This window comes from Paenibacillus sp. FSL R10-2771, assembly GCF_038000205.1.
GTDB lineage: Bacteria > Bacillota > Bacilli > Paenibacillales > Paenibacillaceae > Paenibacillus_AQ > Paenibacillus_AQ phytohabitans.
In genome coordinates, this window is sequence record NZ_JBBOBM010000001.1 from 4,881,740 (window position 1) to 4,896,114 (window position 14,375).

Genomic DNA, 14,375 nt, shown 5'->3' on the forward strand with positions numbered 1-14,375 from the left:
TATTGATAACCAGGTTGCCCTGTGATCATCCTTTGACTGCACCAATTGTAAGTCCGGTTACAAAATATTTCTGGATGAACGGATAAGCAAGCAGGATCGGTCCTGTAGCCACAATGGTCATGGCCATCTTCAGACTCTCCGTAGGCAGATCCGTATTTACAACGGCGCCGGAGGCCATCATCGCCTTGCGCATGCCATCCATATTGCCGAGCATTTTGTAGAGATAATACTGCAGCGGCATCAGCTCTGATTTGGAGATGAACAAGAGTGCGTTGTACCAGTCATTCCAGTAAGCCAGAGCAATGAACAGGCCGATGGTAGCCAGGGCAGGCTTGGACAAAGGCACAATCAGCTGCATGAAAATCCGGAAATCTCCTGCGCCGTCAATCTTGGCGGATTCTGTAATGGCATCCGGGATGCTGCTCATGAACGATTTCATGACGATAATGTAGAACACGTTCATCAGCAAAGGCAGGATCAGCACCAGCAAAGTATCTTTAAGATGCAGATAGTTGACAATCATCAGGTACCAAGGAACCAGACCGCCGCTGAACAGTGTAGTGAAGAAGAAGAAGAAGGAGAAGCGGCCGCGCCATTTGAAATCTCTCCGGGACAGCACATAGGCCGTCATTGAAGTCAGGAACAGTCCGAACAATGTACCAATGGCGGTTACCGATATGGTTATGCCGTAAGCTCTGAGCATTTCCTCCGGGTACTTGAACAGCAGGCTGTAGGCCTCTGTTGAGAAAGCGGACGGGAAGATCTGGAACCCTTTTTCGATAATCGTGCTCTCCTCACTCAAAGAGGAGGACACGACCAGAATGAAGGGGAAGATACAGAATATAGCGAGCACAGTAAGCGTTACGTAGCCGATAATGGACAATATCATCTTGTCTTTATTGCCGCGCTTCCGGATAACCTCCGGAGTTTTCATGTTTGCAGTAGTTGAACTCATTTCGGTTGACCTCCTTTTCCTAGAATAGAGCACGATCCTTATCGTATTTACGTACGGCATAGTTAGCCAGCATGATGGTTACGAAACCAAGCAGGGACTGATAGAAGCCGGCCGCAGCGGACATTCCGATCTCATTGGAAGTGGTCAGTGAGCGGAACACGAAGGTGTCGATGACGTCGGTTGACGAGAACAGCAGGCCGTTGTTGCCGACCATATTGTAGAACATCCCGAAATCCCCGCGGAAGACGTTACCGATAGCCAGCAGCACCAGAATGATCACTGTAGGCATCAGGTTCGGAACCGTAATCTTCATAATCCGCTGGAAAATATTCGCCCCGTCAATCTCAGCTGCTTCATACATCTCGGTATCAATGCTGGTGATCGCCGCCAGATACATGATTGTACCATAGCCCAGCGTCTTCCACGCGGATACGACCACCAGGATTACCGGCCAGTAGGCAGCGGTATTATAGATGTCCACCGGCTGCATGCCGAGTCCTTTGAGCAATACGTTAATGGTACCAACGTCGAAGTTGAACAGGTTGTAGGCAATGGCACCAACCACAACCCAGGAAATGAAGTAAGGCAGGAACAATACCGTTTGGGTGATTTTCCGGAACCATTTGCCGGCAACCTCGAACAGCAGGATCGCCGCAAAGATCTGAACCACGTTGTTCACAACGATAAAAGCAATATTGTACAGCGCCGTGTTTCGTGTTACGCGCCAGGCGTCACCGGAATTGAAGAAGAATTTAAAGTTGTCCCATCCGTTCCAGGGGCTGCCGAAGACCCCGCCGGTGTAGTCGTATTGCTTAAACGCCAGTATAATGCCTGACATGGGTATATAAGCAAAAAGCAGGAAGAACAATACCGCCGGTACAAGCATGAGGAGCAAGGATCTGTACTTCTTCACATCATCCCAGAATCCATGTTGTTTCTGTTTCATCTTGAATCCCCTTTCCATCAATCCCTTTTCTCTATAGCTTTATTATAAAGAAGCGCTTTCCTCGTGTGGATTAAGCCCAGCAACTAAAAGTAATACTTTTTCAACGATCGGTTAATATATACCATTCCCCAAAAACAAAAAAACGTTGCCCCCGGTTGTAATAACCGGACTGGCAACGTTTGGCAGGCTATATTTTCTGTTTCTTGCGGTATTCTCCCGGCGTCATGCCTGTGATCTGCTTAAACTGCCGGTTGAAATAGATAATGTTCTTGTAGCCCATGCGCTCGGCAATCTCATAGATTTTGAGTGTCGGATCTCCCAGCAGCTCGAAGACCCGGCCCGTCTTGCGCTCATTCACGAATTCACTGAAAGGAAGCCCGTACTCTTCCTTGAACAGATAACCCAGATAGTTCGGTGTGAAGTCGAAATGGGCGGCTACCTCCTTCAGGGTAATCTTCTTCTCCAGATTCTCCTCCACATAGTTCATAATCTCATCGATCAGCTTACGCTTCTGCCGCTGCCGCTTCACGTACAGCAGCTCCGACAGCTCGAAGAATCTGCGCCGCATCCAGGACAGGATATCGTGAATCGTCTCGAACTGGAAGAGAATATCCGGCTGATGCGACTCCCACTGCAGCAGCTCATACAGATTCTCGTTCTGCTGCTGCAGATCCGCATGCAGCTTGGAGGTGATGCGGATAATCAGCTCATAGACATCCTTCTTGCCTGCACTCGTGAACAGCTCCAGCAGCTGGTCGTCGATGGCCACCAGATCATATTGAATGATTGCCTCCAGCAGCTTCACCACAGTCTGTTCCATCCGGGCTCCCGGCGTCCCGCGCGGCGAAGATTCCATGTTATCACGGATCAGCCGGTTCTTCCCGAGCAGCCACTTCGCGCTGAGGGCGGCCTGTGCCTGCTGGTAGGATTCGTGGAGTCCCGCTTCGTCCTGGGCATAACGTCCGACACCAACGGTTAGCGTACAGGGTGAAGACTCTGCCATCTTGCGGATTAGCTCGTCCAGCAGGTTCATGAAGCTGTCCTGCGGGAGGCTGCAGAGAATGACAAACCGGTGATGATGAACAGGAATCAGCGTGCCAAGCTTCCCATCCTCTACGAAGGATTTGATCAAGCCCGCCATTTGCCGCGTCTTCACGCGTGCATCCTCCTCGGACAGATCACGCATTTTCCATTCCAGATCATCGATCTCGACAAATGCAGCCGCCGCCCCTTTCACCAAAAGCGGGGTAAGGGCACTGCGCAGATGCGGCTCAGCGGGTTCAGGCGAAGGTTCTTCGAACCAGCGCAGGATAAGCTCCTTGTTCACAAGGGACAAGGCTTCGCTGAAGGAACGGTTCTGCTCCCTCTCCTGCTCCATAGCTGCGCACAAGGAGTCCAGCATTTCGTACAAATCCTTATCTTCAACAGGCTTCAGCAAGTAGCCGGAGGCATTGATCTCAATAGCCTCCTTGGCATAGCTGAAATCCTCATGGCCGCTGATGAAGACGATTTTGACCTTGGGATGGATGACCTTAGCCCTGCGTGCAAATTCCGTTCCGGTCATAATGGGCATCCGTATGTCTGACAGGATAATATCAACCCGTTCCTGCTCCATGATCTTAAGCGCGTTAAAGCCGCTGTTCGCCGTTCCTACTACTGCAATATCGAGCGGGCTTGCCAGCACCCTGCGCCGCAGCCACTCCAGATCGACAGCTTCATCGTCTACCAGCAATACATTGATACTCATCGCAATCATTTCCTCCTGTGTTTGTACAAGATGCTCTGCCCCGTAACCGGTCAGCGAAATTCCTCACAGGTCCTCGTGATCCTGAACCCCGGCAGGGAGAAGCAGCTGGACCGTTGTCCCTCCTCCGTAGAAGCTGGCAATTGTCACACCGTAGGCGTCACCGTATCTGAGCTTGATCCGCTCATTGACGTTCTTCACCCCGTACCCGCCGGACTGTCCCTTGCCCTGCATCATTTTCTTAACGACCTCCGGACGCATGCCGATTCCATTGTCGATAATCTTCAGCTCAATACTATTACCGACCCTCCGGCCTGTCAGACGGATGGCAATGGACTCGCCAAACCAGGCATGCTTGAATATATTCTCTACAAAAGGCTGCAGCAGCAGCTTAATGACCTGCATCTGCATAATCTCCTCGTCCACATCAACATACAGAGTGAAGGCATCCGCATATTTGACCCGCTGGATTTCCAGATAAGTCGCCACCTGCTCCAGCTCCTTCTCCAGTTCAATGTACACATTGCCCTGATTCAGCGTCAGCCGGTAGAAACGTGACAGGCCCTGGACCATCTCCGTGACCTTGCCGATTTCACCCAGATTGGCCAGGCTGCTTATCGTCGAGAGCGTATTGTAGAGAAAATGCGGATTAATCTGCGCCTGCAACGCCTCCAGCTCCGCCTGCTTCTTCTGAATCCCCTGCACATATACGCTGTTGATCAGCCCCTGAATATTGGCGGCCATATCATTGAAGGAGTCCGCAATCTGCACAAATTCATCATTGCCGGAGAATCGGATCCGCTTCTGGAAGTTACCCTCCTGGAAGGAACGGACCAAACCTACGATCCGGCTCATCTTGCGCCCGGAAATACGCGCCACCACGTACCCGATCAGGGTCATGACCAGGAAGCTGAGCGAGCAGGCTGCAATAATGACTTTGCGCAGACGGCCGGCATCCTGGGTCAGATACTTTTGCGGGACGAGCGCCTCAATAACGAAATTACTGCCCGGGATCTGCTCATGCAGACTGAGGAAGTTCTGCCGGCCATCGTCATAATTGGCGGTTCCGCGCTGGAACAGAATCGAACCTGTAGTCTGTTCAACCAGCCGCAGGGTAATCCCCTCTTCCACAGGGAAGGTATCGAAGCCGCCGAACAGATCCTCCAGGGAGACTGTAATGCGCACATAGCCGATCACCGTTTTGTAATCACTGAAGTTGACCAGCCTGCGGACGTGGGAGAGATTACCCAGCTTCTGGTCGGTATCAATCTGCAGCCATAGATTATCGCGCTTCGAATCCTTAAGCGACAGGTACCATTCGCTGTCCGTAATATCCTCAAAGGGCAGAATATAATAATCGCTGTCATAGATCGGCTCATCCAGATTATCGCCCGATACAATATTAAGATCACTGTTCGGGGTATAGAGCATGAAGCGGATCTTGTTCCCGAACAGCTGCAGCGGTGCGGTGATCTGGGGAACAATCTCATCGATCATAGTCAGATAGATCTCAAACGGTGTCCCCTTCTGCTCAAGCGCACGCTGAAACGGCTGGCTGCCGAACAGGTTGTCCGACATCCGCTGAATTTCATCCATCTGATAGCGGATATTGTTCCTTGCCTGCTCCATTCCCGTCTTGATATTGGACTCGGCCATTTCCGTTCTCGAATCGGTCAGCATGGAATAAGAAATGTAGCCGATGAACACATCGGTCAGCAGGACCAGCAGCAGGTAGGGTATCATCATTTTATAAGTGAAGGGCATGTATTTCTTCAGTTTAGGCATCATTCGCGGGACATCCTCTGCATGGAATTCGTTATTTATATATTATCGTTCCACCCGCCGGAAATAAATAGCCGCTCCACAAGTTCACTTCGCGCCTTATGATTATTCCGCAGTCACCTGCAGCACCACTTCCGCAGAGGCCAGTCCCGTGGACACCGCCCGTACCTGGATGGAGCCCGCTTCCGCTGAAGCCTGAATCAAGGCCAGGCACCAGCCGTTAAAAGCACGCCGCAACGGAGACTTATCCGGCTCATGGCTGCTTGGATTGCCGTTGCCGACGCCGAGCAGCCCTCCGGCTCCCGACACTTCAAACCGGATCTCGTTGTCGGCCGCAGGAACGACATACCCCTGCTTGTCCAGGACAGCCACGCGGACCGGGATCGTATCACAGCCATCCGCCCGGCCCTCCAGCCGGTCAGGGAACAACGCGATCTGGTACGGCTGGCCTGCTGTGACTACAGCCTTCTCGGCAATGGCCAGGCCGCCGCGTTTGCCGGTAGCTTTTAACTCACCCGGCTCATAGATGACCTCCCACGATAAATACCCGGTTCTGTCTGCCTGCTGTTCGCCCAGACTTCTGCCGTTCAGACTCAGCTCCACCGTCTCGGTGTTGGAGAATACGCGCACCTCAACCGGCTTCCCCTCCGAGCCCGGCCAATTCCAGTGCGGCAGCACATGAACCATCGGCTCGTCCTTCCACACCGCCTGCATATAGTAATAGCTGTCTTTGGGGAACCCGCAGGTGTCCATCAGCCCGAAATGCGAGTTAATGCACGGCCACAGATAAGGGGTCGGCTCCCCCCGGTAATCGAATCCGGTCCACATGAAGACGCCGGTCAGAAAACGGTGATTCACCAGATCGCTCCACGCCTGCTGCGGAGTGCAGCCCCAGGAAGGAATGTTCGTGCCGTATTCGGAACAGTAGCCCTTGACCGGATCATCTTCGTAGATTCCCCGGGTTGCCGTGTAACTGGCACATTCACTGCCGATCATCAGCCGCTCCGGATATAGCCCGTGGTCACGGATGTCGATATTATGGGTGTCCCGGTGTCCATAATTGTAGCCGGTAATCTCTACCACATCGTTATATCCATTCTCGTTCCAGCCATGGTTCATCGCCGCAGAGGTCGGGCGGGTCGGATCGATCCGGCGGGTCCGATCCGCGAGTGTCTTCAGTATCCGCGCACCTGTCACGGTACCTTCCAGAACCTCCTCATTCTCCAGGTTCCAGATGATTACACAGGGGTGATTCCGGTCCCGGTAGAGCATCCGCTCCAGCTGGCTCAGGCCATCCGGGCTGCTGTCGAGCTTGCGGTTCTCATCCATCACCAGTATCCCCATCCGGTCACACATATCCAGCAGCTCGGGAGTCGGCGGATGATGGGCACTGCGGTAGGCGTTGGAGCCCATCTCCTGCAGCAGTCTAAGCTTGTATTCGATCAGGCTGTCCGGCAGCGCTACGCCGACCCCGGCGAAGTCCTGATGGTTGCATGTCCCTTTGATGAGCAGCGGCTCTCCGTTCAGGAAGAAGCCTTCCTCCGCATCGAAGCGGATGCTGCGGACGCCGAACACCGTATCATACCGGTCTAGCTCTTTCCCTTCATATATAACAGTCGATTCCGCCTTATATAAATACGGCGATTCCGTATCCCAGAGCATGGGCTGCTTCACCTCAAAGCTCTGCTCAATCTCCGTCTCAGCATGCCAGTCCGCAAAGGCATCCGCCGAATGCGCGCAGATCTGCATTCCATCAGCATCATAAATCACCGTGCGCAGCGATACCGGCAGGCACTCAGTATAATCATTGCGGAGGCGTGTGCGGATGTTGACTACGGCCTGCTCTTTGGCCACTTCCGGTGTCGTTATATAGGTTCCATACTCGGCTACATGCAGGCGGTCTGTATTCTCCAGCCAGACATGACGGTAAATGCCGCAGCCCTCATACCACCAGCCTTCACATTCGGTAGCATCTACTTTGACCAGAATGACATTACTGCCTTCCCCGCCATAGCGGAGAACATCCGACAGATCGTAACTGAACCCTATATATCCGCCATGATGCGAGCCGATCAGATGCCCGTTAACCCATACCGTGCTGGTGCCCGATACTCCGTCAAAGCGTACCGTCCATTTACTGCCTGCAGCGTCTGCAGGAAGCTCGAAGGTTTTGCGGTAGAAGCCTGTACCGCCCGGCAGATAACCATGGCTGCCGTCCCTTGCGCCAAGCATCTCATCCGGAACATACTGCTGCTCCACACACCAGTCATGCGGCAGGCTGAGTGCGGTCCATTCCAGCTGCTGCTCACCCATTCCTTTATCATTAAAAGCAATATCCAGCCACTCCCCCTCCCGGAGAGCACCCGTATCTGTAATACCGCCTGTCATTCCACCCTTGACTGCATAAGGAATCTGGAGCTCCCCTTTATAAAAGCCCCAGTTCTCATCAAACTTGACTTTGGTTCTAACGGTTCCCGTTCTCACTTCTGCAAAAACCTCCTTGATGAACTAATATTCATATTGTAGAGTAGATTAGCTTTACGCCGTTAGTACAATGCTAATAATGAATAGCACAAAATGAATATGACTTGGCTCCAATGCAAATAGCCCGAAGAAGAGTCTGCTTCTCCGGGCTATTGAAGTATATCCTCAGCTCTCCCTGTTGCTTCAGAGCTTCTCGCTGACCGCTCCGCCCGCTGTGATCTTCGCATTGAAGGAGAGCTCATTCAGCAGCTTGTAGGTCTCTTTGTTATAGGCTTCACCCATGAAATTGGGCTGTCCGCCAATGATTTTGACCGGAGTAATACTGCTCGTCACCCCGGAATTGCTGACCGTGAAGTTGACCAGCATCGAATGCAGCGTCTTGTCCCCGCCCCGTGTAGAGCGGTTGAACACGAAATTGCCCAGCGAATAGTAGATCGGCTTATGCTTGTAATATTCGATCCCCATCAGACAATGGCTGTGCGCTCCGAGGATAATATCTGCCCCGCTGTCGATCATCTGTTTCGCCAGAGTCCGGGCATACTGTTCAGGGTAGTCCTTGAACTCCTGATTCCAGTGAATATAGACAATGGTATAATCGTTGTCCTTGGCTGATTGCTTAATCGCACTCAGCAGAGGCTCCGCTGTATAGGCGGAAGCTGCACCCGGACTGTTCTTGCCTGCATACCAGGAAGGGTCAGACAATACCCGGCTTACGCCCAGCATGGCGATCCGCTTGCCTTTGACCGTCTTAATGTAAGGTTTAAAAGCCTCTTGTATATTCGCGCCTGCCCCGGTGTGTCCGATCTTATTTCTGTCCAGATGGATCAGCGTGTCGAGCATGGCGGTTTGTCCATAATCCAGAATATGATTATTCGCCAGCGATACTCCGTCAATTCCGGCATAGCTCAGTCCGGCCAATGCTGCCGGCTTGGAGCGGAAGGCAAACATTTTCTCGGCGGCGTCTCCCCGCACCGAGACCGGTGTCTCCAGATTGGCAAAAGCCAGATCGGCCTTCTGCAGCACTGGCGCCACTTTGACGAACGGGAAATTGACCCCGTATTTGGCAATCTGCTCGCCGACAAAACCGTCCAGCAGAATGTCTCCAGCAAAAGCAAGCTGAATCTTGTCCTGCGGAGCAGCCCCTTTGGCACTGAGACCCGCAGCCGGTACTAATAGGAGCAGAATCATAATTATAATGGCATATCTGCGCAAGTTGTCTGGCTCCTTTTCCACAAATTCAAATGGGTTATGAGATATAAAATACTACATACGCTTGATCCGCGCTTGCGGTCCGGTAGAACTCTTTCATAGCCGTGAAATACGTATACATATAGTCAAAAAACTCTTCCGGTTCATCATCATCCACCAGCGGATAAACCCCTTCGTCCAGCATCTGCCGGAATTGATACCGTTCCCGCACATACGACTCTTCTATTCCCTCCAGGGCGGCAGCGGTTTCTTTCACCTGTTCCGGCTCCAGCACAAATACCTCGGCATCGGAATAGTGGCCGGCATAATGCTGGCCATTCATTGGCACAACTGCTCCAAGGGCTGAATCTCCCTCTGTACCCCCGCCGCTTAGTGTATAGTGCAGCGCCTGCCAGGCCTTATCGATATCCAGCTTCGGTTCGATTCCGTGCAGACTGATCTCTTCATCCCGGATGGCCTGAAGCAGCTCCGCAGTTACAGTGATGTAGTTACCAATCATCCCCATGAAGTTGTCTCCTTCTCTCTTCCGTCTTGTGCCTATTCTACTATACCGGAAGGAAACAACCAAATGATGGGGATTATACCTCTACCGTTCTACGCTGGGACTAACCCTGCGCCTTCTTGAGCACCGCCCGGAAGCAGTTCAGGCCGCCCCACTGATCGGTATGCACCGCATCTGCCGGAAGATTGAAATCTGTCTCGCCCCAATACTGAAATCCGGCCTGGAGCAGAATCTCATTCATCCGCGGCAGGTTCACGGTCGGATAATCAAAGGTCAGCACGAGCAGACCTTCTCCATTAAGAGTCCTGTGAAATTCCCGCACCGCAAGCACAGAATCCTGCACGGACAGATGCTCCAGTACCGAGATGCAAAAAATCGTATCGAAGCTCTCATCCTCATACGGCAGTGCGGTAAGATCCGCCTGGGTCAGATGCAGCCGGTTTGTTCTTCTGGCCTGCACCTGCTGGGCTGCCAATTCTCCGATATCATCGGCAATATCCTGCATAATCGCTTCCCGTGACAGAATCCGGGCATCAATATCACAGGCGAAGACCTCTGCGCTATAGCCGGCAAGGTAGAATTTAAGCGGGTGGGATATTCCGCAGGCGGCATCCAGCACCACATCATGCGGTGAAATAAAGTTGGTGCACCATTCGTATTCATAGGGACGGCTCCACCAGGATTCCGGCAAATCATAAATCAGCTTCTCACGGCGTGCATCGGTATTCACAAAAAAACGGGAGACATATGGATGTGTCGGCATGACCAGGACTCCTTTTATGAGGGGATTTCGGTAGTGAGAGTATATTCACGAATCCGTATTTCATGCTATACCCGGAATAACAGACCCGCCGCTCCTGCACAAAAAAACAGGCACCCTCCCTTTAAGGACGGCACCTGTTTCTACTATTAAATCATAGCTGATACTATTCTTCTCATTAAACGTAATACGTGATCAGCTTCGCATCCACGCCGTGCCTCGCAATCAGTCCGTCCAGCATCTTGGACCAATCCTGATCCACCGTGCAACATTCAGGATGAGCTTCGAACCAGGCGACCGAGCGCTTCACCCCTCCGGCGAAGGGGACGGTTGCTTCGAAATCAGGAACAAGGCGTTTGATCTTGCTGTTGTCGAACACGCTGCTCACTGCCTGATCCCCAATCAGCCCATCCGCCGTCCCCGGCGGTGTGTTCGCGGCGATGAAGTCGGTAGAGATATGCACAACCTTCGGTTCTCTGCCTGCGGCCTCGCCGATAGCAGCATAGATCTGATTCCAGTTCAGCACTTCGTCAGAGGTAATATGAATCGCTTCCCCGATCGCCTCCGGGTGACCCAGCAGCCCGACGAACCCTTTGGCAAAATCGGAATTATGCGTCAGCGTCCATAGGGAGGTGCCGTCGCCGTGAATAACAAGCGGCTGGCCTTTGCGGATGCGTTCCACCAGCGACCATGGATTACTCCAGCTGGTCAGTGCCGCCGGAATGGCCGTGTCTCCATACGTATGGGATGGACGGACAATCGTAACCGGGAAGCCGCTGTTCTGATACGCCTCCAGCAGCAGCTGTTCAGAGGCAATCTTATCCCTGGAGTACTGCCAGTACGGATTCACCAGCGGCGTTTCCTCAGTAATGAGATAATTACGCTGCGGCTTTTGATAAGCGGAAGCGGAGCTGATATAGATGTATTGCTTTGTTTTTCCGGTAAATAAGGCAATATCCGTCTGTACATGCTCCGGTGTGAAGGCAATCCAGTCCACCACCACATCGAATTCGTAATCCTTCAGCGCCTCGGCCGACTTCTCCTTATCGCGGATATCACCCTGAATCACCTGCGCGCCTTGCGGCACGAAGCTGCTCCGCTCTCCACGGTTGAACAGATAAAGTTCTATTCCCCGTTCCACTGCCAGCCGGGATACGGCCTGGCTGATGAGTCCTGTACCTCCGATAAATAGAACCTTCATCCTGCATCCTTCCTCTCTTAGTCGGTAATTTAGCCGATAATTTCTTCAATCCGTGTTAATACATCCCCGGTGAGCTCGATACCCGAAGCCTTCACGTTCTCTTCCACCTGCTCCGGACGGCTGGCGCCAACCAGGGCACTGGCTACATTAGGCTGACGCAGAATCCAGGCCAGCGCCAGATTACCTACAGAAATATCCAGCTCAGCGGCAATCGTGCCCAGCTCCTGAACCTTGGCGATTTTTTCCTCCGTGATTCCTTTACGCATCCAGTCGAGCTTAGCGGCCCGGCTATCCTCCGGAATATCGGAGACCGAGCTGTATTTGCCGGTCAGCAGCCCCTGGGCCAGCGGCGAGAATACGACTTGTCCGATCCCTTTGCGCAGGCCCAGCGGAATAATCTCTTTCTCGATATAACGTTCGAACATATTGTAGATCGGCTGGTTGACCACGATATGATCCAGCAGATACCGGTCGGCAACCGCAAGGGCCTCGGCCATCTGCGCCGCAGTCCATTCACTTACGCCTACATAGAGCACCTTGCCCTGCCGGACCAGATCATCCAGCGCCCGCAGCGTCTCTTCAATGGGCGTTTCCGGATCATACCGGTGGCAATACAGCAGATCCACATATTCAGCACCCAGCCGTTTCAGGCTGGCATGACATTGCTCGGTAATATGCTTACGGGACAGGCCGCGGTCATTGGGACCGTCACCCATTACGCCGTATACTTTGGTCGCCAGCACATAGGATTCGCGCGGATAGCTGCTCAAGGTAGCACCCAGCACTTTTTCCGCTGCCCCTTTCTCATACACATTAGCCGTATCAAAAAAATTAACACCCAGGGAGTAAGCGGTTTCAATGGCTCTAACGGCATTGTCCTGTTCTACATATCCTCCGTAGGTCAACCAGCTTCCCAGGCTGATCTCACTGACTTTAAGTCCGGTTCCACCTAATCTGCGGTATTTCATGAATCCTTGCTCCTCTCTGAATCCGGCCCTGTTAACCGGTTGCTCCATACACATGTTCATTCTAGAACAGATTGTATATAATAGAAAGAAGTGAAAAATAGTTTATTATATGTCATCCAGTATAGTTGCTATACTCTGGTATAGTGCCTTGGAACAGGAGGAAATCCCTTGAAAGCAGCCAATTCTGCCAGTAATTACATCCCTAAGAATCCCGTCTCTATTGAATGCAACATAGAAAAAACATTGGAGGTACTAGCCGGAAAATGGGCTTTCCTGGTGCTGAGAGAGCTGCAGGGCGGCACGAAACGCTTCGGCGAGCTGCAGCGCAATATCGAAGGCATCAGCCCGCGCGCGCTGACCAGCACCCTGAGACATCTTGAAGATCATGGTGTACTGGAACGCTGCGTCTACCCGACCGTTCCGGTTACTGTGGAATATACTCTGACCCCCAAAGGTGCGGATCTGCATCAGATCCTTCATGAAATGAAGCTGTGGTCCGCCAAATGGACCTGAGCCCAGCCCATAGCTATTGTTTAGAGAGCATTTCACTGTACAGCTGCCTTACCGATTCTTTCGGCTCAAGCCCCAGCTCATAGTTTAGCAGTTCCTTCATCGCATGATAATGCCGGATCAGGCTGATCCGGTCTTTTTGGCGGAAATAAATTCCCATCAGCAGCTCATGCGCCTCTTCATCAAGCGGTGATTTATCCAGCAGCAGATGAACCCGGTGCATAGCCTCCTCCAGCCGTCCCTCCGCGATAAAGTATCTGCACAGCCTCTTCGACAGCATCACGTAGAATCCGAGCATCTCCGCTCTCTTCGAGCTGCTCCATAAATAATCATCATCCGCGAACAGCTCACCTTGATACAGCTCCAAGATATATTCATATCTGGGTACCCTAAGCGGGGTCAAGGGAGGATTCGACCTGGCAAAATCCTCAAATTCCCATAAATCCCCGGCAGCACCGGCAATCTCCATCCGGTAGCTCCCGCCCTTGAAATGAATTTCCACATGGATTCCCGCTTTTTTGAGTGCAGTCTTCATTTTGTAGATTGTGGTATGCAGATTGGAGTTAGCCTGCACGTCACTGCACTCCGGCCATAGCGCCTGAATAATCTGGCCTTTGGGAACGTAAGCCGGCCCTTTCAGAAACAGGTAGGACATCAGTTCCTTGGACTTATAGGTTCTCCATTTGACCGTATCCTCCCGGCCGCCCGCATTCAGCACATCGAACCCCCCGAAGCTGACAATCCTTGCCTGCTTAAGCGGCATCATCTGTTCTCCGTACAGCCGCCGTTTCTTCTGATAGCGTGTTACTGCCCGGTCAAGCTGTACAGGTGTCGGCGGCTTAAGCAAATAATCCAGGGCTTCAATCCGAAAGGCTTCCACGGCATACGAATCATGTGCAGTCACAAAAATAACCTCCAGATCCCTGAAGCTCTCCAGCAGTATTCCCGCGAGATCCACACCGTTCATCACCGGCATCTCCATATCCAGGAACACAATATCCGGCTGCAGCACCCGTATTTGCTCCAGTGCCTCCTTAGGCCTTTGAAATGCCCCGACAACCTCTACCCGTCCATCCTTTTGCAGCAGGTAATGGAGCACATCCAGTGCCGGTTTTTCATCATCGATAATTACCGCTCTTATCATCCTAATCCTCCAGTGTGCTTCACGAATACGGATAGCCCAATGAAATGAGCTGTGATGTCTGGCAGACAGCTAAGAAATCCAAGAAAAAGGGTGCCCTCAGCAAACGGCACTTAGAGGACACCCGGTTAATGAACAGCCAATCTATATGATGTATTTCATTGCGAATTTGA

Annotated in this window: 12 protein-coding genes; 1 reads left to right on the forward strand and 11 read right to left on the reverse strand. The window is 52.3% G+C overall.

Features of this window, described 5'->3' with window-relative positions:
* Positions 1 to 25: 25 nt before the first annotated feature.
* From NSU14_RS20985 to NSU14_RS21030, 10 genes are all read right to left on the reverse strand, one after another.
* Positions 26 to 934 (reverse strand): carbohydrate ABC transporter permease, encoded by a 909-nt coding sequence (locus NSU14_RS20985; protein ID WP_039307881.1) that lies wholly within the window; start codon positions 932 to 934, stop codon positions 26 to 28.
* A 40-nt stretch (positions 935 to 974) separates the two neighbouring features.
* Positions 975 to 1,901, reverse strand: a complete 927-nt coding sequence (locus tag NSU14_RS20990; RefSeq protein WP_042135342.1) for an ABC transporter permease — start codon at positions 1,899 to 1,901, stop codon at positions 975 to 977.
* Between the two features lie 187 nt (positions 1,902 to 2,088).
* Positions 2,089 to 3,648, reverse strand: a complete 1,560-nt coding sequence (locus NSU14_RS20995; RefSeq protein WP_042135340.1) for a response regulator — start codon at positions 3,646 to 3,648, stop codon at positions 2,089 to 2,091.
* A gap of 63 nt (positions 3,649 to 3,711) precedes the next feature.
* Positions 3,712 to 5,433 carry a sensor histidine kinase gene (locus tag NSU14_RS21000; RefSeq protein WP_042135338.1) on the reverse strand — a complete coding sequence of 574 codons (1,722 nt, stop codon included), beginning with the start codon at positions 5,431 to 5,433 and terminating at the stop codon, positions 3,712 to 3,714.
* A gap of 99 nt (positions 5,434 to 5,532) precedes the next feature.
* The gene (gene galA, locus NSU14_RS21005) at positions 5,533 to 7,911 is read right to left on the reverse strand and encodes a beta-galactosidase GalA (RefSeq protein WP_340947256.1); all 2,379 of its coding nucleotides are present in this window, start codon (positions 7,909 to 7,911) and stop codon (positions 5,533 to 5,535) included.
* 183 nt (positions 7,912 to 8,094) lie between these two features.
* Complete coding sequence (locus tag NSU14_RS21010) at positions 8,095 to 9,099, reverse strand: CapA family protein (RefSeq protein ID WP_445670097.1); 1,005 nt, start codon at positions 9,097 to 9,099, stop codon at positions 8,095 to 8,097.
* Positions 9,100 to 9,157: 58 nt separating this feature from the next.
* On the reverse strand, positions 9,158 to 9,625 hold the full coding sequence (locus NSU14_RS21015) for a YfbM family protein (RefSeq protein WP_340947260.1): 468 nt from the start codon (positions 9,623 to 9,625) through the stop codon (positions 9,158 to 9,160).
* Positions 9,626 to 9,725: 100 nt separating this feature from the next.
* On the reverse strand, positions 9,726 to 10,385 hold the full coding sequence (locus NSU14_RS21020; protein WP_039307858.1) for a class I SAM-dependent methyltransferase: 660 nt from the start codon (positions 10,383 to 10,385) through the stop codon (positions 9,726 to 9,728).
* A gap of 175 nt (positions 10,386 to 10,560) precedes the next feature.
* Entirely contained in the window at positions 10,561 to 11,583 is a 1,023-nt protein-coding gene (locus tag NSU14_RS21025; RefSeq protein ID WP_042135331.1) for an SDR family oxidoreductase, read from the reverse strand.
* A gap of 29 nt (positions 11,584 to 11,612) precedes the next feature.
* On the reverse strand, positions 11,613 to 12,551 hold the full coding sequence (locus NSU14_RS21030) for an aldo/keto reductase family protein (RefSeq protein WP_042140941.1): 939 nt from the start codon (positions 12,549 to 12,551) through the stop codon (positions 11,613 to 11,615).
* Between the two features lie 168 nt (positions 12,552 to 12,719).
* On the opposite strand from NSU14_RS21030, the gene NSU14_RS21035 reads away from it, so the two are divergent.
* Positions 12,720 to 13,064, forward strand: coding sequence for a winged helix-turn-helix transcriptional regulator (locus NSU14_RS21035; protein WP_042135329.1), 345 nt, complete (start codon positions 12,720 to 12,722; stop codon positions 13,062 to 13,064).
* A gap of 13 nt (positions 13,065 to 13,077) precedes the next feature.
* Here NSU14_RS21035 and NSU14_RS21040 read toward each other — a convergent pair whose 3' ends face one another.
* On the reverse strand, positions 13,078 to 14,205 hold the full coding sequence (locus NSU14_RS21040) for a response regulator (protein ID WP_340947265.1): 1,128 nt from the start codon (positions 14,203 to 14,205) through the stop codon (positions 13,078 to 13,080).
* Positions 14,206 to 14,375 lie beyond the last annotated feature (170 nt).

Bases quoted from the DNA above. Each gene is read 5' to 3' on its own strand.
- NSU14_RS21025 (WP_042135331.1), bottom strand. From the start codon at position 11,583: ATGAAGGTTCTATTTATCGGAGGTACAGGACTCATCAGCCAGGCCGTA.
- NSU14_RS20995 (WP_042135340.1), bottom strand. From the start codon at position 3,648: ATGAGTATCAATGTATTGCTGGTAGACGATGAAGCTGTCGATCTGGAG.
- NSU14_RS21020 (WP_039307858.1), bottom strand. From the start codon at position 10,385: ATGCCGACACATCCATATGTCTCCCGTTTTTTTGTGAATACCGATGCA.
- NSU14_RS20990 (WP_042135342.1), bottom strand. From the start codon at position 1,901: ATGAAACAGAAACAACATGGATTCTGGGATGATGTGAAGAAGTACAGA.
- NSU14_RS21040 (WP_340947265.1), bottom strand. From the start codon at position 14,205: ATGATAAGAGCGGTAATTATCGATGATGAAAAACCGGCACTGGATGTG.
- NSU14_RS21030 (WP_042140941.1), bottom strand. From the start codon at position 12,551: ATGAAATACCGCAGATTAGGTGGAACCGGACTTAAAGTCAGTGAGATC.
- NSU14_RS21000 (WP_042135338.1), bottom strand. From the start codon at position 5,433: ATGATGCCTAAACTGAAGAAATACATGCCCTTCACTTATAAAATGATG.
- NSU14_RS20985 (WP_039307881.1), bottom strand. From the start codon at position 934: ATGAAAACTCCGGAGGTTATCCGGAAGCGCGGCAATAAAGACAAGATG.
- NSU14_RS21015 (WP_340947260.1), bottom strand. From the start codon at position 9,625: ATGGGGATGATTGGTAACTACATCACTGTAACTGCGGAGCTGCTTCAG.
- NSU14_RS21010 (WP_445670097.1), bottom strand. From the start codon at position 9,099: ATGATTCTGCTCCTATTAGTACCGGCTGCGGGTCTCAGTGCCAAAGGG.